The organism is Alcaligenes sp. 1735tsa3, from assembly GCF_024134565.1.
GTDB lineage: Bacteria > Pseudomonadota > Gammaproteobacteria > Burkholderiales > Burkholderiaceae_B > Alcaligenes > Alcaligenes phenolicus.
Genome location: NZ_CP099862.1, coordinates 2,331,345 through 2,353,570, shown reverse-complemented (window position 1 = coordinate 2,353,570; position 22,226 = coordinate 2,331,345). Strand labels below are relative to the sequence as shown.

Sequence of the window (22,226 nt, the reverse complement as noted above, 5' to 3'; positions counted from 1 at the left end):
AATGGAATTCTTGACTGATAATCTGGCCCCGATCATGTTCATCAACTTGATCGTGTTTTTGCTGTTGGGCTTCCCGGTTACCTTCACGCTGTCTGCGATTGGTGTCCTGTACGGTCTGGTCGCCATCGAGCTGGGCATGATGCAGCCGGCCTTGTTCCAGGCCTTGCCGCAACGGGTCTTTGGCATTGTTGAAAACGATACCTTGCTGGCCGTTCCGTTCTTTACTCTGATGGGGCTTATTCTTGAGCGATCAGGAATGGCGGAGGACTTGCTGGAGACCATTGGCCAGTTGTTTGGCCCCCTGCGTGGTGGTCTGGCAATTGCCGTGGTGCTGGTGGGGGCCATGCTGGCCGCCACAACGGGTGTGGTGTCGGCTTCCGTGATTTCCATGGGCCTGATCTCCTTGCCCATCATGCTGCGTTACGGATATGACCGCAGGCTGGCAACGGGGGTGATTGCCGCCTCCGGGACCTTGTCGCAGATCATTCCGCCCTCCATCGTACTGATCATTCTGGCTGACCAACTGGGCCGCTCTATTGGTGATATGTACCGTGGCGCCATGCTCCCCGGTTTGCTGCTGACGGCAGTCTATATCCTCTACATCGTGGTGATGTCCTACATCAAGCCCAAATCGGCCCCGGCCTTGCCGCCCGAAGCGCGTATCTATGTTGAAGATAATGGTAGCCGCGGCCTGACATCCCTGATTGTGCTGACGCTGGTTGCAACCGCGGTGGCGTACTTCGGTTCGCAGCACTACTTTGCCACGCACCCTAATATCCCGATGGACGAGCACGTGGTTGTGGTGCTGCTGTTGTGGGGTATTACGGCCTGGGTGATCGCGCTGATCAACAAGCTGCTCAAGCTGAAAATGCTGTCCAAGATCGCCGAGCGTGTGGTCTTTGTGATGGTGCCCCCGCTGTTCCTGATCTTCCTGGTGCTGGGTACGATCTTTATTGGGGTGGCTACCCCGACCGAAGGTGGGGCGATGGGGGCGGTCGGCGCCATCATCATGGCGGTATCTCGTGGCCGTCTGTCCTGGAAGCTGCTGCGTCAGGCCATGGAATCGACGACTCGTCTGTCCTGCTTCGTGGTCTTCATTCTGGTGGGCTCTACCGTCTTTAGCCTGAGCTTCCGTGGCATCAATGGCGATTTGTGGGTGGAACACCTCTTGATCGACATGCCTGGCGGTGAGTGGGGCTTCCTGATTATCGTCAGTATCCTGACCTTCCTGCTGGCTTTCTTCCTGGACTTTTTTGAGCTGGCCTTTATTATTGTGCCGCTGCTCGGGCCGATTGCCGACAAGATGGGCATTGACCTGATCTGGTTCGGTGTCTTGCTGGCGGTCAATATGCAGACCTCCTTCATGCACCCGCCCTTTGGTTTTGCGCTGTTCTTCCTGCGTTCCGTCGCCCCCAAAGAGGACTACACCGACAAGGTCACGGGCGAGCGCATCAAGCGTGTGGCCACAACGGATATTTACTGGGGCTCGGTACCGTTTATTATCATTCAGTTGTTGATGGTGGCAACGGTACTGGTCTTCCCCGGACTGGTTACGCACTATAAGCACGGCGAAGTTCTGCTGGAGGATTCGCAAATCCAGTTTGGTACGGAATCGACTTACGGTTCTGACAGCTACGGATTTGGAACGGATGACGCGGCCAGCAGTTTCCAATAAGCTTATTTCATGATTCACACGGGGGCATCTGGCCCCCGTTTTTTATTCAAGGATGTGTGATGTTCAGCCGTACCCGAGTCAAGATTTGTGGCTTTACCCGAGCGCAGGATATTGATGCTGCCGTGCAGTTGGGCGCGGATGCGGTGGGGTTTGTCTTTTACCCGAAAAGTGCCCGTATGCTGAGTACGGAGCAGGCTGTTGCCCTGCGCGCCCGTGTGCCGGCGTTTGTGCAGGCAGTCAGCCTGTTTGTGAATGCGTCCGAGAGCTTTGTTCGGGAAATTCTGGAACAGGTGCAACCGGACTTGCTGCAATTTCACGGTGAAGAAAGCCCGGAAGAATGCCGTCGCTACGCGCATCCGTATATCAAGGCTTTCCGAGTCGGTGCGCCTGGTCTGGATACGGTGGATGGCCTGCTGGAACAGTGCTTGAAGTATCAGGATGCCCGAGCCTGGCTGATGGATGGTTATCACGATGCCTATGGCGGCACCGGTACGGCTTTTGATCCGGAGCTGATTCAGGGGCTGCAGGCGCGTCTGGACGGCCAGGACGGACTGCCGCCGCTGGTTCTTGCCGGAGGCATGCGTATCGACAATGTGGCCGAACGAGTCGCCTTGCATCGTCCCTATGCGATTGATGTCAGCAGTGGAGTCGAGCTGGAACCCGGCATCAAATGCAAAACGAAAATGGGCCAATTCATGCAGATTTTGAGTAGCGCCTCCTGATTGAGGGAATCTTTTAGCAGCGACGCTGTCTGTACTTATTGCCCCGACCCGCTTATGGCGGGTCGATTTTTATTTGGTCTTGTCAGGATTTATGTTTATGCAAAGCATACAGCTCGGTCCCTTTACCTTTGCCACGTCTCTATTTGCTTTTATGGTCGCGGCATTGCTGGGGCTGTTTCTGGCCGCCTGGCTGGATAGACGCAAGCAGACCCGAGCCGAATCGGTGCTGTGGCGCGCGATGATTCTGGGTGTGCTGGTCGGTCGTTTGGGTTTTCTGATCCAGCAATGGCCGTTTTATCAAAGCGAACCCTTGAGCTGGCTGGATTTGCGCGACGGCGGTCTGATGATCCCGGCAGCCGTGACGGCAGGCTGGTTCTATGTGCTGTGGCGCGTGCTGCGTGACAAGGCCGTTTTGCCTGCTGTATCGGGAGGGTTGGCCGTTGGTGTGGCGGCATTTTCGCTAATCATGGTCGCGACAGGGCGAGGGGGAGTGGAAACCGCCATGCCATTGCCCGAGATAGACTTGATCCCTATGCAGCTTGATGTCAGTGCTCCGGAAAATCTGGATTTGTATAAAGGCAAGGTCACGGTCGTTAACTTGTGGGCCAGCTGGTGTCCTCCGTGCCGCCGCGAAATGCCTGCCTTCAAGCAAGTGCAATCCACCCGGTCCGACGTGAATATCGTGTTTGCGAACCAGGGCGAGGAACTGGCCGAGATCCAGAAGTACCTGATGGACGAGAATCTGGAGCTGGATAATATGTGGCGCGACCCGCAAATGCAGCTGGGCCAGGCCGTGCGCAGCCGTGGCTTGCCTACGACCCTGTTTTTGGACGAGCAGGGACGTTTGGTGGATGTCCGAGCCGGGGAGTTGTCTGCTGCAACTTTGAACGACAAGATCAATAAGCTGAAATAGAAATATTTTGCTGATATTGATTCCGGTTTTTATTTTTGTTTTTTAACTGGTTTATTTATTTTAATAAACAAGTTTTATTCAAATAATATAAAGATACTAATTAGGCTGTCGCCTTATTTTCGATTAGTTAATTCAATCGATAATCAAGCCTGGTTCCAGGTTTTTAACAGAATCCGACTGCTACTATAGGCCCTTGTTTTTTATCTGTTTACAAGGGTTTAGCCATGAATTTGACAGAGAAAGGAACGAAGACGGCGAAGCTTTCGGCGTCCGATAGAATTATCTATGCAGATAATCACCTGATCCATGGGCCAGATGATATTACGGCTTATATGAAAGGGGTGTGTTATGACGCCGCTGCTTATATGCGTTATTTATATAATGCGAAAATCAGTTTTGATCAGCTGACTTCCATTTCGGCGCAGAACTGGCTGCCGGTATTCAAGTTTGCTGAAGGCAGAATGTGGGATGGTCGGAATTCCTTGCCTGGCGGCAAGGCCATTGGCTTTTGTCGAGTCAAGGGCATGGAGTTCTTCCATGCTGCCGTCGCGGTTGGAGGGACCGAAATTCGGGCGATCAATGGCGGTTTGCTGGGAGCAGGTTGGCTACATCCGGTCGACTTGCGCAAGGTGCTCACTCAAAAGAATCCCGATGGCTCCTTCAAGTACGACGGCACCGATATCTTTGTCTACATTTCGAATCTATAAATAAAGAAACCGGCATCAAGCCGGTTTCTTTTTGTGCCGCTGTCTCCAAAGCAAGCCCCACGCGTCGGGGGCTGCTGACGATGGAGTGCTATCAGGCCTTTTGCAAGCTGATCGCTTCCTCAGGAGTCTCAGGCCGTTGCGCATACTTATTCGCAATGAATGCACAAGCCATCAACTGGATCTGGTGGAAGATCATGATGGGCAGCAGGGCTGGGCCAATGGCGGCGCCAGTAAACAGCACTTGGGCCATAGGTACGCCCGTGGCCAGACTTTTCTTGGAGCCACCGAAGACAATCGTGATTTCGTCTTCTTTATTGAAGCCCAGCTTGCGGGCCAGCCAGGTGGTCAGGAACAGGATGATGGCCAGCAAGACCAGGCAGACTACGGCCAGGATAGCCAGGGACTTGGGCGGTACGGCTTGCCACAGGCCACCAATCACCGAGGCGCTGAAAGCGGTGTAGACCACCAGCAAGATGGAGGACTGGTCCACGCTGCGCAGCCATTTACGGTTGCGATCCATCCATTTGCCAATCAGGGGGCGCATCAAGTGGCCGACCACAAAAGGCAACAACAATTGCAGACTGATCTTCTTGATGGCGTCCAGGGTCGAAGTGGCCGAACCACCGTCTGCATCAAGCAGCAGTTTCAACAAGACGGGGGTGAGCACAATACCGATCAGGCTGGAGGCCGAGGCGCTGCAAATCGCGGCAGGCACGTTACCGCGAGCAATCGAGGTAAAGGCAATGGCCGATTGCACGGTGCCGGGCAGGGCGCACATGTACAGAATGCCCACAAACAAGGGCATGCCCAGCAGTGGCAGCAAAATGGGCTTGGACAGCAGGCCCAGCAGGGGGAACATGACAAAGGTGCAGCCAAAGACCAGCAGGTGCAAACGCCAGTGGGTGGCCCCAGCAATGATGGCTTCGCGGGATAGCTTGGCCCCGTGCATGAAAAACAGCAGGGCAATCGCCAGACCAGTGATCACGTCAAAGAACACCGCACCTTGGCCGTAGGCGGGAAAGAAACTTGCCAGTGCCACTACGCCGATCAGGATCAGGGTGAAGTTGTCAAAAAGCAGTCGCAGTTGAGAGAACATGGGTTTGTTAGAGGCTTGAAAGGCTTGCGTTATGAAAGGCCTCACTTTACCGTAGACCTTTTTGGGGGTTTATCGCTAAACGGATATGGATTATCGACAAACGGACATTCTGATGCCTGCGGAGCGAATTCCGGAGAGTTTGCAGCAGTTGCGCTATCTACCCAGGCCTTTATATGGTCAGGAGCGTACCTTGCCCAATCAGGCCATTGCACGCCCACATCGGCATCCCTGGGTGCAGTTTTCCTATGCGCTGACGGGGGTGATCGAAGTGCGTACTGCCAGCGGGCGTTTCATGGCGCCGCCTCAGCAGGCGGTGTGGGTGCCTGCGGGTGTGGAACATGGGGTGCGTAGCTCGCCTGATGCGCAGATTCGTAGTCTTTATATTGATGTCAGCGCCTTGCCAGAGGCCCCTACGGTGTGTCGAGTGGTCGTGGTAGACCGCTTGCTGCGCGAGCTGATACGCGAGTTCAGCCTTTTGCCTGTGCTGTACGAGCGTGAGGGGGCGCAGGGGCGTCTGGTGCAGGTCCTGCTGGATCGCTTGCTGGCTGCGCCTGAAAGTGGCCTGATTCTGCCTTGGCCTTCGGACCCGCGTCTTTTGCAGGTCTGCGAGCAATTGCAGGCCCAACCTTCGGGCGATTGGAGTTTGCAGGATTTGGCAGAGCAACAGGGTTTGTCAGAAAAAACCCTGAGCCGTCTGTTTCGTCAGCAGACCGGGCTGACGTTTCGGGTCTGGCGTCAGCGACTGCGTGTCATGAGTGCCTTGCCTTTGCTGGAGCGGCAAGAGCGTGTTACTGATGTCGCGTTAGCTTGTGGCTATGAAAGCATGTCGGCCTTTGTGGCAGCTTTTCGGGATTTGATGGGTCAAACGCCCGGCGAGTTTTTCCGTCGGCCATTAGGGCCGCTGGACGAGTAAGCCTGTACAAAATTGCACAGCAGACGATGGGCGTCGGGCGTGTCCTGAATAGGGTCTGCCAGTGTTTGGGGATCTATGCCTTGGGCTCGCCAGGATTCGGCCTTGCGCAGCACGCAGTAACGTAGCAGGCCGGCAGAAAATTCAGGGTGAAACTGAATCGACCACTGCGCGGGGCCATAACGCAGTATTTGATGCGGATCATGCGCAGAGCTGCCCAGTATTTCCACATGCTCGGGCAAGCTCAATACGCTTTGTTGGTGCGTCAGCAGGGCAGGAAATTGCATGGGCAGATTGGCCAGCAGTTCATGCTCGTGGGCCTGCTCGGACAAGTGAATGGGCAGGTAGCCGACCTCGGCCCCTTTGGGGTGGTAATCCACGCACCCGCCCAAGGCGTGGGCCATTAACTGATGGCCATAGCAAATACCCAGCAAAGGCATGTGTGTCTGATAGCGTTCCCGAATCCAGGCGGCCAGGTTTTCGCTCCAGTCCAGCTTGTCGGTGACCATGCTCCAGGAACCGCTGATCACCACCGGGTCGGGGCAGTCCGGCGCAGGCAGGGCATCATCCTGATGGACTCGCCAGGTGTGGACATTGACATCCAGGGGCTGCAAAGCGCGTTTGAACCAGGCATTCTGGTTGCCAAAACGTTGCTCGACATCAGGAGGAGGGGAGCCGGCCTGAAGAAAATGGACGTCTATCATGCTTGCCCCCGAAACAGGCTCCACGTGGCCATGCCCAGACCCAGCATGAGCAGGGAACCGGCAACGTGGATGGCAATTCCGCCCATGGCCCACAGATAACGCTGCTGCATCATCAAGGTCATGATCTCGGCGGAAAAGGTGGAAAAAGTGGTCAGGCCACCCAGAAAGCCCGTCATGACGAACATGCGCCAGCCTTCGTGACCCAGGCCCAAGCCGCTGAAATAGGCCATTGCGATACCCATCAAATAGCCGCCAATCAAGTTAGCCAGCAAAGTACCGGGGGGCAGGGTGGGGAACAGGGCATTCAAAGCCTGACTCAAGAACCAACGCGCCAATGCGCCCAGGGCACCACCGGCGGCAATATACAGCATGGCTACGGGCATGAAGGGCCTTCAGGTAGGGGGCAAACTGTCAGCGAGCAGTCAGCCGGTCGCGATATATACCTAGGATAGCGTGTCATTATGCGCCTCTATGACTGAAAAGGCGACCTTGCCCAAAGGCGCGTAGCCAGCTAATGTAAGAGCGCAATTATCAGACGGACCGCCGTGAATTTCGGTTAGCCCGCCCTTTTTTGGAGACTTTGTGGTGAGTATTTACGATCAGGATTTGCCCCAGACAGACGCCAATTATCGTGTTTTGTCGCCGCTGGATTTCATCGAGCGCAGTGCTTTTGTCTACCCTGACTACCCGGCTCTGGTTTACGGGCCCGCCCAAAACGGCATCAAGATGAGCTGGTCTCAGCTGTATGCCCGTACTCGTCAGCTGGGCAGTGCGCTGTCCAAGGCTGGGGTTGGCAAAGGCGATACCGTGGCCGTGATGTTGCCCAATACTCCGCCCATGGTTCAGGCACACTTTGGCGTGCCCATGTGTGGTGCCGTACTGAATACCTTGAATACCCGTCTGGATGCCAGCACTATCGCTTATATGCTGGATCACGGCGAAGCGCGTGCGGTGCTGGTGGACAGCGAATTTGCCGCCGTCATGAAAGAAGCCTTGAGCCTGCGCGAAAGCAAAGAGCCCATTCTGGTCATCGACGTCGTGGACAATTATTTTGACACTGGCGCAGAACGTATCGGCTCGCAAACTTACGAAGAGTTCGTGGACGGAGGCGACCCGGATTACGACTGGCAATTGCCCGCCAACGAGTGGGATGCGATTGCCCTGAACTACACCAGCGGTACCACCGGCAAGCCCAAAGGCGTGGTCTACCATCACCGTGGCGCGTATCTGGGGGCCTTGTCCAACGTCTTGGAATGGGACATGCCCAAGCATGCGGTCTATCTGTGGACCCTGCCCATGTTCCATTGCAATGGTTGGACTTTCCCCTGGGTGATTGCAGCCCGTGCTGGTGTGAACGTCTGTTTGCGCAAGGTGGAAGCCCAGGCCATGGTCGACAATATGGTCGATTACGGCGTCACCCACTACTGTGGTGCACCGATTGTGCACTCCCTGCTGGTCAACTCCGACGAAGCGCTGAAGTCCCGCCTGCCCAAGGGTGTGTCGGCCATGGTGGCAGGCGCTGCACCTCCGGCCACCATGATTGAAGGGATGGAGCGCATGGGCTTTGCGCTGACCCACGTTTACGGCCTGACCGAAACTTATGGCCCCGCCTCGGTCTGTGCGCAGCATGCACCCTGGAGTGAACTGGATATCCAGGAACGTGCGCAGCGCAATGCCCGTCAAGGTGTGCGTTATCACCTGCAAGGGGGCGTACAGGTTTTGAATCCGCAAACCATGGAGCCCGTTCCTGCCGATGGCGAGACTATGGGCGAGATCATGTTCCGCGGCAATATCACCATGAAGGGATATTTGAAGAACGCGCAGGCCACCCAGGAATCCCTGGGCGGTGGCTGGTTCCATACCGGCGACCTGGCCGTGTGCGAGCCGGACGGCTACGTACGTATCAAGGATCGCAGCAAGGACATCATCATTTCCGGGGGCGAGAACATTTCTTCCATTGAGATTGAAGACGTCATGTATCGCCATCCAGCCGTGCAGGCGGCGGCCGTTGTAGCCCAGCCGGACGAGCGTTGGGGTGAAGCGCCTCACGTTTATGTGGAGCTGCGCCCCGGTGCGGAAGTGACGGTGGAAGAACTGCGCGCGCATTGCCGTCAGTACTTGGCTGGCTTTAAAATACCGCGACATTTCAGTTTTATGGAGTTGCCCAAAACGGCAACAGGTAAAATACAGAAATTCGCGCTGCGTCAGCAGGCCAAGCAAGCCGCTTCGGACTAAGACCAGCGTTTTCTAAAAAGCACACAGGTCGCTTCATGCGGCCTGTCTGCACTTAAGGAACAGGACGGTTAGGAATGCCATCTTTTGACGTTGTATCCGAGGTCAACACCCACGAACTGCGTAATGCAGTGGAACAAGCCAGCCGCGAACTGGCTACCCGTTTTGACTTCAAAGGTACGGATGCCAAATTTGAACTCGAAGACGAGAACACCATTTTGCAATCGGCTCCCAGCGTGTTTCAGCTCGAGCAAATGATGCAGATTCTGCGTGGCCGTATTGCTGCCCGCGGTATTGATGTGCGCTGCCTGGACACCGAGAAGGTTTTGGAAAACGTGGCCGGCGCGCGTCAGAAAGTGAAAGTGCGTCAGGGTCTGGACCAGCCTACATCCAAGAAACTGATCGCCGCCATCAAGAACGCCAAGCTGAAAGTGGAGACGCAGATTCAAGGTGAAAAACTGCGTGTAACCGGCAAGAAACGGGACGACTTGCAGGCTGCCATCGCTCTGTTGAAACAGACCGATGTGGAATTGCCTTTGCAGTACGATAATTTCCGCGACTAAACCGAGTGAAACGGCACGGTGGTGACGTGAGGCCGCCGTGTATCAGCTATGAATGTACGAATTGAATTAATGCGTGTGCACGATCTAGGTCAGGTGCTGGAAGTCCAGGCGGATGTGTACGACGCGGATATTCTGGAAGACCGCAGCTTCTATCAGAACCGTCTGGATCTGGCTCCGGATAGCTGCTGGGTGGCACGTGATACCGATAATCAACTGCAGGGTTATTTGGTGTCCTACCCTTGGGCGGGCCTTTTGCCGCCGTCCCTGGGCGATGCGTTGAAGAGCCTGCCTTCGCCCGCAGACCAATGGTTTATTCACGACTGCGCCGTGATGCGTCGCGCGCAGGGCCGTGGGGTGGCCGGAGCTTTGTTGCAAGCCGGTCGCCGCTATGCCTGGCAGCGTGGCTTGCGTCGTTGCAGTCTGGTGTCTTTGGGACCGGCCGTGGGCTATTGGCAGCGTCTGGGCTACAAGCCGATTGAAGGAGTGCCTGCACCCGTGCTGGAAGCAAAGCTGCGTCAGTATGGAGAGCAAGCCAGTTTTATGGATTGCGCTGTGCATCCCGATTGAACTGTTCTGAGGAGACGTTCAGTATCTAGCGGCTGCGTGTCCTGTTCGAGTTCTCAAAAAAAGGCCGGGAAATATTCCCGGCCTTTTTTATTTACGGGCGCAATCGATAACCCGTTTTGAAAATCCACCCCGCCACGGCAAGAAACACACTTAAAAACAGCAGTGTCATGCCCAGGCTCAGCCACACATTCACATCGGCCAGATCAAAGAAACTCCAGCGAAAGCCGCTGATCAGGTACAGCACCGGGTTCAGCAAGGTCAGTTTTTGCCAGAACTCGGGCAGCATGTCGATGGAATAGAAGGTGCCGCCCAAAAAGGTCAGTGGCGTCAGAATCAGCATGGGCACGAATTGCAGCTTTTCAAAGTTGTCGGCCCAGATACCGATAATGAAACCCAATAGACTGAAGGTCAGGGCGGTTAAGGCCAGAAAGCACAGCATCCAGATAGGGTGGGCAATTTCGTAAGGCACAAATAGCCGCGCCGTGATCAGGATGATGGCCGCCAGAAACAGTGACTTGGTGGCTGCTGCGCCCACAAAGGCCAAGGTCACCTCGAAGTGTGAAATGGGGGCAGACAGAATCTCGTAGATATTGCGCGTAAAGCGCGGAAAGTAAATTCCGAAGGCGGCGTTGGAGACGCTATGGGTCAACACCGACAACATGGTCAGCCCAGGCACGATAAACGCGCCATAGGGCACGCCGCCGATCTCATTGATGCGATGGCCAATGGCAGCGCCAAACACCACAAAATACAAGGCGGTGGAAATCACGGGGGCTACGATGCTTTGCAGCAGGGTGCGTCGGGTGCGTGACATTTCGTAGCGATAAATGGCCAGGATGGCGTACCAGTTCATGACTGTGCCCCTACAAACTCAACGTAAATATCTTCCAGACTGCGCTCGCGGGTATGGATGTCGGTAATGGTCAGCCCCGCTTGCCCAACTGCCGCCAGCAAATTGCTCAGGTCATGACCTTGTTCGCGGTTGGTCAAGGGGTAGAGCAGACTCATGCCGTCGGCAGTGCTTTGCAGTCCCAGCGTTTCCAGCGCAGCGGGCAGGGCGCTGATCGGCTCGGCCAGATTCAGGCTCAGGGTTTTACCGCCCAGGCGGCGCATCAGATTGTCTTTGGTTTCCACCAGCTGCAGTGAACCTTTATTGATGAAGCCGATGCGGTCGGCCATCTCCTGGGCTTCTTCGATGTAGTGGGTGGTTAGAATAATGGTGACCCCCTGGCTGCGCAGCCGTTTCACCAAGGCCCACATGCCTTGGCGCAAGGCCACGTCCACACCGGCGGTGGGTTCATCCAGAAACAGGATTTCCGGTTCATGGGAAAGCGCCTTGGCGATCAGGACGCGGCGTTTCATGCCGCCCGAGAGCGTAATCAAGGGGCTGTCTTTCTTGTCCCATAGCGACAAGTCCTTCAGAATCTGCTCGATCAGGGCCGGATTGGGTGCTTTGCCAAACAGGCCACGGCTGAAGCTGACAGTATTCCAGACTGTCTCGAAGGAATCGGCGCTTAGCTCTTGCGGCACCAGGCCAATTTTCTGGCGGGCGCGCTTGTAGTCGGCGACATTGTCTGCGCCATCTACCAGAACGGTGCCGCTGCTGCGATTGACCAGCCCGCAGATAATACTGATCAAGGTGGTTTTGCCTGCGCCGTTGGAGCCGAGCAGGGCAAAAATCTCGCCCCGCCAAATATCCAGGTCCAAAGCGTGCAGGGCTTGATGCCCGTTTGCGTATTGTTTGCTCAGGCCTCGAACACGCAAAATAGCGTGAGAATCAGGAGTGTTCTGCATAGACAGTAAAATGACCCTTTTGCTGTGCCGACAGGGTTTGAATAACGCAATGGATTTGACGATGCCAACTAGCTTACCACCGCCAACAGAGAGTGACGTTTTGAGTGATGCTCAGGCTATGGCTTTAGCCTTGGAGCAGGCTCAACTGGCGGCCAGCATCGGCGAGGTGCCCGTAGGTGCCGTACTATTGGATGCGGACGGCAGGCTGCTGTCTGTGGGCTCCAATCGCACGGTTTGTGATCACGATCCCACCCAGCATGCCGAGATCGTGGCCTTGCGCGCCGCGACGCGTAAAGTTGGCAATTACCGTTTGCCCGGAGCCAGTCTGTTTGTGACTCTTGAGCCTTGCATGATGTGCTTGGGGGCCTTGTTGCATGCGCGTCTGTCGCGGGTGGTGTGGGCCGCAGCCGATCCGAAGACCGGAGTGTGTGGCAGTGTGGAGTCCTTGCATTTGCATCCCACTCTGAATCACCACACCCGTGTCTCGGGTGGTTTGATGTCCGAAGAGGCGGCCCAGGCCTTGCGGGATTTTTTCCGCGAACGACGCGAACAAAAGAAGTTGCAAAAGCAGGCTCAAACAGTCCAATCGCCGCTGGATGGCGCCCAGTAGTCTCGCTAAAATGTCAGCACTTTATTTTCAAGGTTAATCATGAGCAGCCCCGAGCACGACCATCATCACCATCACCACGAACATGGCCAGTGCCATTGTGGGCAGCAGGACAGTTCGGGCATTTACCTGTTTTCGCCCTCTGGCCAGATCCTTGAACCCAAACGCCTGGAGCTGGCAAGCCAGCGCCTGAACCAACTGGGCTTTGCCGTGGACATAGACGCGGATGCCCTGGCGGTGGATGAACGCTTTGCTGGCACGGACGCTCAGCGTCTGGCTGCGGTACAGCGTTCCTTGCAACAGCCTCAGCCCATTGTGATGGCGACACGCGGTGGCTACGGTTTAAGCCGCATTCTGGGCCAGATCGACTGGCGCGCGGTAGCCGACAGTGGCAAGCGTTTTGTTGGCATGTCGGATTTCACGGCCTTCAATCTGGCCTTGCTGGCGCAAACTGGCGCCATCAGCTACACCGGCCCCACCGCCATTGCGGACTTTGGTGGCGATGAAACCGATGAATTGACGACCGAACTGTTTGGCGAATTGATGCGTGGCGAGCTGGAGCTGTTCAGCTTTGAGTCCGAGGGTTCGGATGCCGTCGATGGTCACGGTGTTCTGTGGGGCGGCAATCTGGCCCTGGTTTGCTCCTTGCTGGGCACGCCGTACTTCCCCAATATCAACGGCGGTATCTTGTTCCTGGAAGACGTGGGTGAAGCACCGTACCGAGTCGAACGCATGTTGACGCAGCTCTGGCATGCCGGCGTGCTCAATCGTCAGATGGCGGTGGTCTTGGGCCGTTTTACGGCTTACAAGACAGGCGCTTCGGATAACGGCTTTGATATGGATTCGGTGGTGCGCTGGTTGCGTGAAACCGTCAAAGTCCCGGTCGTAACGGGCCTGCCTTATGGACATGTGGACGTCAAGGTCAGCCTGCCTATTGGCAAGGAAGTGGGCCTGGCTACCGAGGACGGCATGGCTTATCTGGTTCTGGATGAGCACGAACACTAACGGATTTCGTGCCTGCTTGATACACTACTGGGTTGAACTCAACCTTTTTCAAAGTACGTTTACGTGATCTCCACCGCTAATTTAACGATCCAGTTTGGTGCCAAGCCTTTATTTGAAAACGTCAGTGTCAAACTGGGCGGAGGCAACCGCTATGGCCTGATTGGTGCCAACGGGTCGGGCAAGTCTACCTTCATGAAAATCATTGGCGGCGACCTGGAGCCAAGCGGGGGTAATGTATCGCTGGATCCGGGCGTGCGCCTGGGCAAGCTGCGTCAGGACCAGTTTGCCTACGAAGACAAACGTGTGCTGGACGTGGTGCTGATGGGCCACACAGAAATGTGGAGCACCATGCAAGAGCGTGATGCCATCTACGACAATCCAGAGGCCACCGAAGAAGACTATATGAAGGCCGCCGAACTGGAGGCCCGTTTTGCCGAGTACGACGGTTATACCGCCGAGAGCCGTGCCGGTGAATTGCTGATGGGTCTGGAAATTCCGGTCGAACAGCATCAGTTGCCCATGAGCGAAGTGGCTCCGGGCTGGAAACTGCGTGTGCTGCTGGCACAGGCCCTGTTCTCCAACCCGGATGTCCTGCTGCTGGACGAGCCGACCAACAACCTGGATATCAACACCATCCGTTGGCTGGAAGATGTGCTCAACAGCTACCAGAGCACCATGATCATCATCAGTCACGATCGTCACTTCCTGAATCAGGTCTGCACTCACATGGCTGACCTGGATTACGGCGAGCTGCGTGTCTACCCCGGCAACTACGACGACTACATGCTGGCGTCGGTGCAGTCGCGCGAACGTGTGCTGGCGGCCAACTCCAAGGCCAAAGAGCGTATTGGCGAGCTGCAGGACTTTGTGCGCCGTTTTGCCGCCAACAAGTCCAAGTCCCGCCAGGCTACCTCGCGACTGAAACAGATTGGTCGCCTGAAGGCAGAGACCATCGAAGTGAAGCCTTCTTCGCGTCAGAACCCGTTTATTCGTTTTGAACAGAAAAAAGTTCTGCACCGCCTGGCCGTGACGGTCGAGGGCTTGAGCAAGTCCTACGATCATCCCATCATCAAGAACTTCTCGGCCATGATTGAAGCGGGCGAGAAAATCGCGATTGTGGGTGCGAACGGTGTGGGTAAGACGACTTTGCTGCGTTTGCTGGCCGGTGATCTGACTCCTGACAGCGGCTCGGTGGTCTGGTCCGAGAACGCTGATATCGGCTATATGGCTCAGGACGTCTCGGACGAGTTCGATACCGAAGACAATGTGTTTGACTGGATCAGCCAGTTCCGTCAGGCCGGCGACGACGATCAGTCTTTGCGCTCGGTGCTGGGCCGCATGTTGTTCTCGGCCGATGACATCATCAAGCCCGTGAAAGTGCTGTCGGGTGGCGAGAAAAACCGCATGACTTTCTCGCGTCTGATGCTGGGTCGTCACAACGTCATGCTCCTGGACGAACCGACCAACCACCTGGATATGGAATCGATCGAGTCCTTGCAGATGGCCATGGAAAAGTTTGAAGGCACTCTGATCTTCGTGTCCCATGACCGCGAGTTCGTCTCCGGCGTGGCAACCCGCATTATCGAAGTGATGCCAGAAGGCCGTCTGGTGGATTACCGCGGTGGCTACGAAGATTACCTGGCCAGCCGCGAGCAGGACTGAGGCTAGGGGTGGCGGTCTTTACCCTGCGTGAGCCCACCAGCTTCGAGCAGGACATCAAAAAAAGCCGCTTTCTGGCACTGGCTGCGCCTGTAGACAGTGCCAGCCAGGCTTTGGCTTTTTTCCAGGCCAAGGGTGTGCCCGATGCCACGCATAATTGCTGGGCCTACAAGATCGGGTCGGAATACCGCTTTAACGATGATGGCGAACCCGGCGGCACGGCCGGGCGTCCCATTTTGCAAGCCATAGAAGGCCAGGATTGCGACCGTGTTGCGGTACTGGTGATACGTTGGTTTGGGGGCGTCAAGCTGGGTACGGGCGGTCTGGTGCGTGCCTATGGCGGCGTGGCCGCTCAATGTTTGCGTCTTGCTGACAAGCAGGAGTTGATTCCCATGGCGGCTTTGCGCTGCCGTTGCTCCTTTGCCGATCTGGCTTTGGTTCAATCCCGTTTCGACAGCTTTGGCGTTCAGGTTCAGGACGAGCAATTCGATGCTGAAGGCGTGTGGTGGCTGTTGAATCTGCCGCTCGAGCATAAAGCAGATTTTCAACAGTCCTTTATCAATATGACGCGTGGCCAGGGGGAATGTGAACCCCTGGAGCAAGCCTAAGTCACCGTCGGTTCTGCCCAAGGTCTGCAATGGACCTCTGGTCGCCATCTTCCTTGATGGAGTTTTCTGGACGAAAAGGTATCTTTTTCAGACGATTATCCCTCTGCACCGTCCAGGCAGTGGCCATACTAAATACCTCTGATTCCTTCTAAGTCTGTATCCAGCCTGCGGGTATGATCGGGTTTAGTCAGCATTGTGAGTGTAAGCCATGTCCTACGAGATCCATGCCAGCCAGTGGCTCAATACGACCGCTCCATTAAGCTTGGCGTCCTTGCGTGGCCGCGTGGTGGTGGTCACGGCCTTTCAGATGCTTTGCCCTGGTTGTGTCATCAACAGCCTGCCGCAAGCCAAGAAACTGGATACGCTGTTCTCGCGCGATGATCTGCGCATCATAGGCCTGCATAGCGTGTTCGAGCATCACGACGTGATGGGCCCTGCAGCTTTGCAGGCGTTTGCCCATGAGTACCGCTTGAATTTCCCCATCGCCATTGATCAGCCTTCAGACAGCGGTCCCTTGCCGCGCACCATGAAGGAGTGGGGCTTGGGCGGGACACCATCTACCATTATTTTTGACCGTGATGGCAATCTGGCCTTGAAGGAATTGGGCCATCTGGACGATCTGCGTCTGGGTGCGTTTGTCGGCCAGCTGATTGCTCGCCGCCCGGCGCAAGCAGACAAAAAAGAGGAGCTCGCGGACAAGCAGGATTCTTCCTCTTGCGGGCCGACCTGTACCTACTAGGTTTTTTGCTGAAAAGGGTTTGTCATGAAGATTGCGGTGTTTGATACCTACGTTGTGCGTCCTGACGGGCGTCGTATGCACTTTGATATCTTGGTCAGTGACGATGCCAAGGATATGGACAAGGTCTTGAGTTATGGTCAGCGTTATCTGGCGGCCAAAGGGGTGAATGTTGAAAACTTCACCTCGCGCGAGTGCCGCTTCTGCCATACGGAAATGGCTTCTGCGCCGGTCGAAAATGAAATCAAACGCAGTGGCTTCGCGATTATCGAGCTGGAAAACTGCGACTAAATCGCATTCATGCAAAAAAAACGCCAGACAAATCGTCTGGCGTTTTTTCTGGGGCCGGGCAAATCAGGCCTGGTCAGGCTGCTGGTTTTGCTGGGCAGCAATTTCAGCATGGACTTTTTCCATGTCCACAGCCTGGACCTGTTCGATCAGATCGTCCAGCTGGGCAGCGGAGAGGGCACCGGCTTGCGAGAACAGCAAGACGTTCTCACGGAAGACCATCAGGGTAGGAATGGAGCGAATACGCAGGCCAGCGGCCAGTTCCTGCTCTTCTTCCGTGTTCACCTTGCCAAAGGTCACGCCGGGGTGCTTGGCCGCTGCTGCGTCAAAGACAGGGGCGAATTGGCGACATGGACCGCACCAAGGAGCCCAGAAGTCGATGATCAGGGGTTTGCCGTCTTCTACTGCAGCCTGGAATGTTTCTTCGTTCAGTTCGACGATGCTCATGGGGGAGCCTCCGCAATAAAAAAGCGGCTGATGGTGTTCAGCCGCTTCGTTAAACATGCAATCAGTGTACTCGTTTTCCAGGCAGCCCTAAAGCGCCAAACGAGTTTGCTAAAGGGTTTTTCATTCCGTAGCGATTGCGTACTTGATCACAAACAAGATGGCGACAATCAGTGTGGCCAGGTGGATACTGCGCCAGCGGCCGGTTGTCAGCTTCAGGATCACGTAGCTGATAAAACCAAAGGCCAGACCGTTGGCAATCGAGTAGGTGAAGGGCATGGTGAAGGCAGCCAGGGCAGCAGGCACGGCCTCGGTCATGTCGTCCCATTTCACTTCAGTGATTTCGCGCATCATCAAGCACGCCACATACAGCAAGGCGGGGGCGGTGGCGTAACCGGGAACGGTCGCGGCCAGTGGCGAGAAAAACAGGGCTAGCAGGAACAGGACACCAATGGTCAGCGCTGTCAGACCGGTACGGCCACCGGCTTGCACACCCGAGGCGCTTTCCACGTAGGCGGTGGTGCTGCTGGTACCCAGCATGGAACCGGCCACAATGGCGGTACTGTCAGCCAGCAGGGCGCGGCCCAGGCGATTGGGCTTGCCTTCTTCAATCAGGCGGGCACGCTTGGCAACCCCGATCATGGTGCCCGTAGCGTCAAACACCTCAACCAGCACCAGCACCAGAATCACGTGCACAAAGCCGGTGTGCAGGGCACCCATGATGTCCAGCTGCATGAAGGTGGGCATCAGCGAGGGTGGGGTGGAGACGACACCACCAAATTCGCTGTGACCGGTCAGCATGGACAGAATGGTCACGGCCAGAATGCCGATCAGGATTGCACCGCGCACCTTCAGTGCGTCCAGGGCGGCAATAATAAAGAAGCCCAGAATTGCGTACAGGGCTGCGGGCTGGGTCAGGTCACCCAGACCAATCTTGGTGGCAGGGTGGGCCACCACAATACCCGAGTTCATCAGGGCGATCAGGCCCAGGAACATGCCGATACCGGCGGCAATGGCGCTTTGCAGGGATTTGGGAATGCCCCGAATCAGCCAGGACCGGATGCCAGTCACCGTTAGAATCAGGAAGATCACGCCGGAAATAAAGACCGCGCCCAGTGCCTGTTGCCAGGTATAGCCCAGGGTGGCGACCACGGTGAAGGCAAAAAAGGCGTTCAGGCCCATGCCCGGTGCCATGCCGATAGGCCAGTTGGCCACAAAGGCCATGATGAACGTGCCCAGAGCAGCAGCCAGGCAGGTGGCTACAAAAATGGCATTGCGATCCATCCCTGTGGACGACAGGATGTCTGGATTCACAAAAATAATGTAGGACATGGTCAGGAAGGTAGTGATACCTGCCAGGACCTCGGTACGGACGTTGGTGCCATGCTCAGTGAGTTTGAAGAGACGTTCAAACATGGGCAGCCTCCTTGTGATTATTAGGCGATCGGAGCGTGAAATTATCGATGCGGGATTTTAACCACGAGTGTGCCACTGCGTCGCCCCCCTTTGTCGCGATGTATCGGCACAACCCAGACACTATCCGCTGATTGTCTTGAGGGGATAAATTCCTATTTTCCCCAATACAGCAGGCTAAAATAAGCGCCATGAATATTCTTGGATTTGAAAGTTCCTGCGATGAAACTGGCGTGGCGCTGGTCAGCACGGAACAGGGCCTGCTGGCCCATGCCTTGCACAGCCAGATCGCCATGCACCGTGAATATGGTGGGGTGGTGCCTGAACTGGCCTCTCGCGATCATATCCGTCGCGTCCTGCCTTTGACACGGCAGGTGTTGGCTTCTTGCCATATGCAGCTCGATCAGGTCGATGCCATTGCCTATACCGCCGGCCCCGGTCTGGCCGGTGCCTTGCTGGTGGGAGCCAGTGTGGCGCAGTCGATTGCCTGGTCGCTGAAAAAACCGACGATCGCTATCCATCACCTGGAAGGTCATTTGCTCTCGCCCTTATTGGCCGAGCCGCGTCCCGACTTTCCCTTTGTGGCCTTGCTGGTCTCGGGTGGCCACACTCAGCTGATGCGTGTAGATGGTGTGGGTCAGTATGAATTGCTGGGTGAAACGCTGGACGATGCGGCAGGCGAAGCCTTTGATAAAAGCGCCAAGCTGATGGGCCTGGGTTATCCCGGCGGCCCGGCCTTGTCGCGTCTGGCTGAACAGGGTGACCCCAGCGTCTACGAGCTGCCGCGTCCCATGATGCACAGCAAGGATCTGGATTTCAGCTTTAGTGGTTTGAAAACTGCCGTGCTGACGCGCTTGCGCAAGCTGGAAGCGGAAGAGGGCGGGATTACCGAACAGCAACGCGCTGATCTGGCTGCTGCGACCGAGGCCGCCATTGTGGACGTGCTGGCCGCCAAGGCGATCAAGGCCTTGAAGCAAACGGGCTTGAAACGTCTGGTGGTTGCCGGTGGTGTGGGCGCCAACCGCCACTTGCGGGCTTATTTACAGAAAGCCGTGGCGCGTTTGAAGGGCGAGGTGTTCTTTCCGCCGCTGGAATTCTGTACCGATAACGGTGCCATGATTGCTTTTGCGGCGGCCATGCGGGTCAAGCATGGTTTGGTGACTTTGGATGATAGCCAGCATGGCTTTGCCATCCGGCCTCGCTGGGATCTGGCTTGTGTGAACCAGCCTGTCTCCCAGCAAGAGCGTTAGTGCTTATTTTTTCTTGGAACCGATCTTGCTTTCTTTGCCCGTCATCAGACGACGAATGTTTTCCTGGTGACGCCAGAGCAAGAAGGCACTGATCAGGACCAGGGCCGTGGCAATAGAGGCATTCATGGGCCAGACCACCTTGGCACCGAGCAGGTAAAACAAGGGGGCAAACACGGCACTGATGATGGCTGCCAGCGAGGAGTAACGGCTGACATAAGCGATAATCAGCCAGGTGGCCGCGGTAGCCAGAGCCAGCCAGGGCAGCAGGGCCAGGATGACACCCAGCGCGGTTGCCACGCCTTTACCGCCTTTAAAGCCCAGAAAGACCGGGTACAAGTGACCCAAAAAGGCAAAAAAGGCGCTGACACCCAGTAAAGTCGGTGCCCAGCCCCAGTTGCTGATGGCCTGTTGGGTCAGAAAGACAGCCAGCCAGCCTTTGAAGGCATCGCCCAACAAGGTCAGGACAGCTGCTTTTTTATTGCCGCTACGTAGTACATTAGTGGCTCCCGGATTTTTCGAACCAAAGGTGCGAGGGTCTTGCAAGCCCATGATCTTGCTGACGATTACGGCAAACGGCAAGGATCCCAGCAAATAGGACAAGAGGGCGACAAGCGGGGCGGCCACAGCAAAAGAAACGGCGTTCATGAGGATTGAGCTCCACAATTATTGTTGCGCGGATTCTACCGGCCTTGCAGCAAAATACCAAAGGCAGCGGGTACAATTTGCTGCCCCTGTTAGATTTTTAACGGAAAAGTAAAGCATGCGTATTCTGGTCTCCAACGATGATGGCTATACAGCAGCCGGTATCGAGGCTTTGTATGAAGCCTTGCAAGGACTGGGTGAGCTGACTGTCATTGCACCCGAGACCAATTGCAGCGGTGCCAGCAATTCCCTGACCTTGAATCGTCCCCTGTCGCTGCGCCAGGCCAGCAATGGTTTTTATTTTGTTAATGGTACACCGTCCGATTGTGTGCACGTGGCCCTGACAGGCTTGCTGGATTTCCGTCCCGATCTGATTGTGTCCGGCATTAATAACGGCGCCAATATGGGCGACGACACCTTGTATTCGGGCACGGTAGCGGCCGCGATGGAAGGCCACTTGTTTGGTATTCCCGCGATTGCGTTTTCCCTGATCGAACGCGGCTGGAAGAACCTGGACAGCGCAGCGCGCGTGGCACGAGATCTGGTACAGCGCTGTCAGAAGAAGCCGTTGGCGGCCAATACCTTGCTGAACGTGAATATTCCGTGTTTGCCCTACGAAACCTTGAAGGGCACGCAAGTCACCCGCCTGGGCAAGCGTCATCCTTCGGAGCCGGTCGTAAAAAGCCAGACGCCTTATGGCGAACCCGTGTACTGGATTGGCCGTGTCGGTGGTGTGTCCGATAGCGAGCAGGGCACAGATTTCGGTGCCGTCGAACAAGGTGCAGTATCCATTACGCCCTTGCGCGCGGACCTGACTCACCACGAGCAACTGGCCGGATTGCGGGACTGGATGCGATGACAAGTAAACCAGGCAAGCGCTATCCTTTTGCAGACGGCACTCGAAACCGGTTTGGCAAGTCCAGCCTGGGCAGTGGCCTGTCTGCCAGCAACAGCAATACCCGTATTGTGCAACGGGGCCAGTTACAACCGACACCCTCGGCCATTTTGTCACCGCAAGTGTCAACAAGTGTCAACCTGGGTTTGAACTCGGAACGCTCGCGTGGCATGATGATCGAGCGCTTGCGCCGTCAAGGAATTACCGACGAACGAGTGCTGGCGGCCATGCAGGCAGTACCGCGCCATCAATTTGTTGATCAGGGTTTGGCCAGTCGGGCCTATGAAGATGATGCCTTGCCTATCGGCTTTGCGCAGACCATCTCCCAGCCTTGGGTTGTAGCCCATATGATCAGCCTGGTGTGTGACCAGAAAATACCGACCAAGGTGCTGGAAGTGGGGGCCGGATGTGGTTATCAGGCTGCTGTTTTGGCACAATTGGTCAAAGAAGTGTATGCGGTAGAACGTATCAAAGGCTTGTGCGATATGGCTCGCGATCACATGCGCCAATTAGGGCTGTCGCAACGGGCTCGAATAATGTTTGGTGACGGAATGCAAGGTTACCCTGCCGCGGCACCATATGATGCTATTGTTGTGGCGGCAGCCGGTCCGGTCATTCCCAGAACCTTATTGGAACAATTAACATTGGGGGGGAGACTGATCGCCCCTGAAGGTACGACACAACAGCGCCTGGTTTTGGTGGAACGCACCGGACAGGCTACTTGGCGTCGTGAAGAACTTGATGCGGTTCGCTTCGTGCCGATGCGAGCCGGAACCCAGATTTAGTCAGATATTCT

General features: G+C 56.0%; 25 protein-coding genes. 17 read left to right on the top strand and 8 right to left on the bottom strand.

Annotated elements, in window-relative coordinates; genetic code table 11:
• The first annotated feature begins 1 nt into the window (after position 1).
• From NIZ92_RS10895 to NIZ92_RS10880, 4 genes are all read left to right on the top strand, one after another.
• Positions 2 to 1,675, top strand: a complete 1,674-nt coding sequence (locus NIZ92_RS10895; protein ID WP_083053440.1) for a TRAP transporter large permease subunit — start codon at positions 2 to 4, stop codon at positions 1,673 to 1,675.
• A gap of 59 nt (positions 1,676 to 1,734) precedes the next feature.
• On the top strand, positions 1,735 to 2,397 hold the full coding sequence (locus NIZ92_RS10890; protein ID WP_035272792.1) for a phosphoribosylanthranilate isomerase: 663 nt from the start codon (positions 1,735 to 1,737) through the stop codon (positions 2,395 to 2,397).
• Between the two features lie 97 nt (positions 2,398 to 2,494).
• Entirely contained in the window at positions 2,495 to 3,310 is an 816-nt protein-coding gene (locus tag NIZ92_RS10885; protein ID WP_254001910.1) for a TlpA disulfide reductase family protein, read from the top strand.
• A gap of 224 nt (positions 3,311 to 3,534) precedes the next feature.
• Positions 3,535 to 4,017 carry a hypothetical protein gene (locus tag NIZ92_RS10880; protein WP_022983149.1) on the top strand — a complete coding sequence of 161 codons (483 nt, stop codon included), beginning with the start codon at positions 3,535 to 3,537 and terminating at the stop codon, positions 4,015 to 4,017.
• 91 nt (positions 4,018 to 4,108) lie between these two features.
• Here the strand turns inward: NIZ92_RS10880 and NIZ92_RS10875 are convergent, their stop codons facing one another.
• Positions 4,109 to 5,113 carry a bile acid:sodium symporter family protein gene (locus tag NIZ92_RS10875; protein WP_060185163.1) on the bottom strand — a complete coding sequence of 335 codons (1,005 nt, stop codon included), beginning with the start codon at positions 5,111 to 5,113 and terminating at the stop codon, positions 4,109 to 4,111.
• An 85-nt stretch (positions 5,114 to 5,198) separates the two neighbouring features.
• Here NIZ92_RS10875 and NIZ92_RS10870 point away from each other — a divergent pair, with 85 nt between their 5' ends.
• Positions 5,199 to 6,026 carry a helix-turn-helix domain-containing protein gene (locus tag NIZ92_RS10870; protein ID WP_035271826.1) on the top strand — a complete coding sequence of 276 codons (828 nt, stop codon included), beginning with the start codon at positions 5,199 to 5,201 and terminating at the stop codon, positions 6,024 to 6,026.
• Here the strand turns inward: NIZ92_RS10870 and NIZ92_RS10865 are convergent.
• Complete coding sequence (locus NIZ92_RS10865) at positions 5,975 to 6,727, bottom strand: glutamine amidotransferase (protein ID WP_254001909.1); 753 nt, start codon at positions 6,725 to 6,727, stop codon at positions 5,975 to 5,977. The two genes, NIZ92_RS10870 and NIZ92_RS10865, sit on opposite strands and share 52 nt — an antisense overlap.
• A complete protein-coding gene (gene crcB, locus NIZ92_RS10860; RefSeq protein WP_009462127.1) occupies positions 6,724 to 7,110 on the bottom strand; it encodes a fluoride efflux transporter CrcB in 387 nt (128 codons plus the stop codon). The genes NIZ92_RS10865 and crcB overlap by 4 nt, the downstream gene beginning before the upstream one ends.
• Positions 7,111 to 7,309: 199 nt before the next feature.
• Here crcB and NIZ92_RS10855 point away from each other — a divergent pair, with 199 nt between their 5' ends.
• The 3 genes from NIZ92_RS10855 (at position 7,310) to NIZ92_RS10845 (ending at position 10,089) form a co-directional block, all read left to right on the top strand.
• Positions 7,310 to 8,962, top strand: a complete 1,653-nt coding sequence (locus NIZ92_RS10855; RefSeq protein ID WP_009462125.1) for an acyl-CoA synthetase — start codon at positions 7,310 to 7,312, stop codon at positions 8,960 to 8,962.
• 74 nt (positions 8,963 to 9,036) lie between these two features.
• A complete protein-coding gene (locus NIZ92_RS10850) occupies positions 9,037 to 9,522 on the top strand; it encodes a YajQ family cyclic di-GMP-binding protein (protein WP_026483353.1) in 486 nt (161 codons plus the stop codon).
• Between the two features lie 69 nt (positions 9,523 to 9,591).
• Positions 9,592 to 10,089 carry a GNAT family N-acetyltransferase gene (locus NIZ92_RS10845; protein ID WP_254003215.1) on the top strand — a complete coding sequence of 166 codons (498 nt, stop codon included), beginning with the start codon at positions 9,592 to 9,594 and terminating at the stop codon, positions 10,087 to 10,089.
• A 91-nt stretch (positions 10,090 to 10,180) separates the two neighbouring features.
• Here the strand turns inward: NIZ92_RS10845 and NIZ92_RS10840 are convergent, their stop codons facing one another.
• Positions 10,181 to 10,942 carry an ABC transporter permease gene (locus tag NIZ92_RS10840; protein WP_009462119.1) on the bottom strand — a complete coding sequence of 254 codons (762 nt, stop codon included), beginning with the start codon at positions 10,940 to 10,942 and terminating at the stop codon, positions 10,181 to 10,183.
• On the bottom strand, positions 10,939 to 11,883 hold the full coding sequence (locus tag NIZ92_RS10835; RefSeq protein WP_009462116.1) for an ABC transporter ATP-binding protein: 945 nt from the start codon (positions 11,881 to 11,883) through the stop codon (positions 10,939 to 10,941). The genes NIZ92_RS10840 and NIZ92_RS10835 overlap by 4 nt, the downstream gene beginning before the upstream one ends.
• Positions 11,884 to 11,944: 61 nt before the next feature.
• Here NIZ92_RS10835 and tadA point away from each other — a divergent pair, with 61 nt between their 5' ends.
• The 6 genes from tadA (at position 11,945) to NIZ92_RS10805 (ending at position 16,789) form a co-directional block, all read left to right on the top strand.
• Positions 11,945 to 12,493, top strand: coding sequence for a tRNA adenosine(34) deaminase TadA (tadA, locus tag NIZ92_RS10830; protein WP_051359103.1), 549 nt, complete (start codon positions 11,945 to 11,947; stop codon positions 12,491 to 12,493).
• Positions 12,494 to 12,532: 39 nt separating this feature from the next.
• Positions 12,533 to 13,495 (top strand): LD-carboxypeptidase, encoded by a 963-nt coding sequence (locus NIZ92_RS10825; RefSeq protein WP_060185160.1) that lies wholly within the window; start codon positions 12,533 to 12,535, stop codon positions 13,493 to 13,495.
• Positions 13,496 to 13,558: 63 nt separating this feature from the next.
• A complete protein-coding gene (locus NIZ92_RS10820) occupies positions 13,559 to 15,157 on the top strand; it encodes an ABC-F family ATPase (RefSeq protein ID WP_035271819.1) in 1,599 nt (532 codons plus the stop codon).
• 8 nt (positions 15,158 to 15,165) lie between these two features.
• Positions 15,166 to 15,762 (top strand): YigZ family protein, encoded by a 597-nt coding sequence (locus NIZ92_RS10815; protein WP_254001908.1) that lies wholly within the window; start codon positions 15,166 to 15,168, stop codon positions 15,760 to 15,762.
• A 208-nt stretch (positions 15,763 to 15,970) separates the two neighbouring features.
• On the top strand, positions 15,971 to 16,501 hold the full coding sequence (locus NIZ92_RS10810) for a peroxiredoxin (protein WP_252605075.1): 531 nt from the start codon (positions 15,971 to 15,973) through the stop codon (positions 16,499 to 16,501).
• Between the two features lie 24 nt (positions 16,502 to 16,525).
• Positions 16,526 to 16,789 (top strand): DUF2024 family protein, encoded by a 264-nt coding sequence (locus NIZ92_RS10805; protein WP_009462104.1) that lies wholly within the window; start codon positions 16,526 to 16,528, stop codon positions 16,787 to 16,789.
• A gap of 63 nt (positions 16,790 to 16,852) precedes the next feature.
• Here the strand turns inward: NIZ92_RS10805 and trxA are convergent, their stop codons facing one another.
• Positions 16,853 to 17,233, bottom strand: coding sequence for a thioredoxin (gene trxA, locus NIZ92_RS10800; RefSeq protein WP_009462103.1), 381 nt, complete (start codon positions 17,231 to 17,233; stop codon positions 16,853 to 16,855).
• 120 nt (positions 17,234 to 17,353) lie between these two features.
• The gene (locus NIZ92_RS10795; RefSeq protein WP_021446536.1) at positions 17,354 to 18,646 is read right to left on the bottom strand and encodes an NCS2 family permease; all 1,293 of its coding nucleotides are present in this window, start codon (positions 18,644 to 18,646) and stop codon (positions 17,354 to 17,356) included.
• Positions 18,647 to 18,834: 188 nt separating this feature from the next.
• Between NIZ92_RS10795 and tsaD the strand changes: the two genes are divergently transcribed.
• On the top strand, positions 18,835 to 19,893 hold the full coding sequence (gene tsaD / locus NIZ92_RS10790) for a tRNA (adenosine(37)-N6)-threonylcarbamoyltransferase complex transferase subunit TsaD (RefSeq protein ID WP_009462097.1): 1,059 nt from the start codon (positions 18,835 to 18,837) through the stop codon (positions 19,891 to 19,893).
• Between the two features lie 3 nt (positions 19,894 to 19,896).
• On the opposite strand, the gene plsY is transcribed toward tsaD, so the two are convergent.
• On the bottom strand, positions 19,897 to 20,538 hold the full coding sequence (gene plsY, locus NIZ92_RS10785) for a glycerol-3-phosphate 1-O-acyltransferase PlsY (RefSeq protein WP_026483344.1): 642 nt from the start codon (positions 20,536 to 20,538) through the stop codon (positions 19,897 to 19,899).
• Positions 20,539 to 20,653: 115 nt separating this feature from the next.
• Here plsY and surE point away from each other — a divergent pair, with 115 nt between their 5' ends.
• Positions 20,654 to 21,394: a 5'/3'-nucleotidase SurE gene (surE, locus tag NIZ92_RS10780; protein WP_060185157.1), complete on the top strand. Its 741-nt coding sequence runs from the start codon at positions 20,654 to 20,656 to the stop codon at positions 21,392 to 21,394.
• The gene (locus NIZ92_RS10775; protein WP_009462090.1) at positions 21,391 to 22,215 is read left to right on the top strand and encodes a protein-L-isoaspartate(D-aspartate) O-methyltransferase; all 825 of its coding nucleotides are present in this window, start codon (positions 21,391 to 21,393) and stop codon (positions 22,213 to 22,215) included. Before surE ends, NIZ92_RS10775 begins: the two co-directional genes overlap by 4 nt.
• The last annotated feature ends 11 nt before the right edge of the window (positions 22,216 to 22,226 follow it).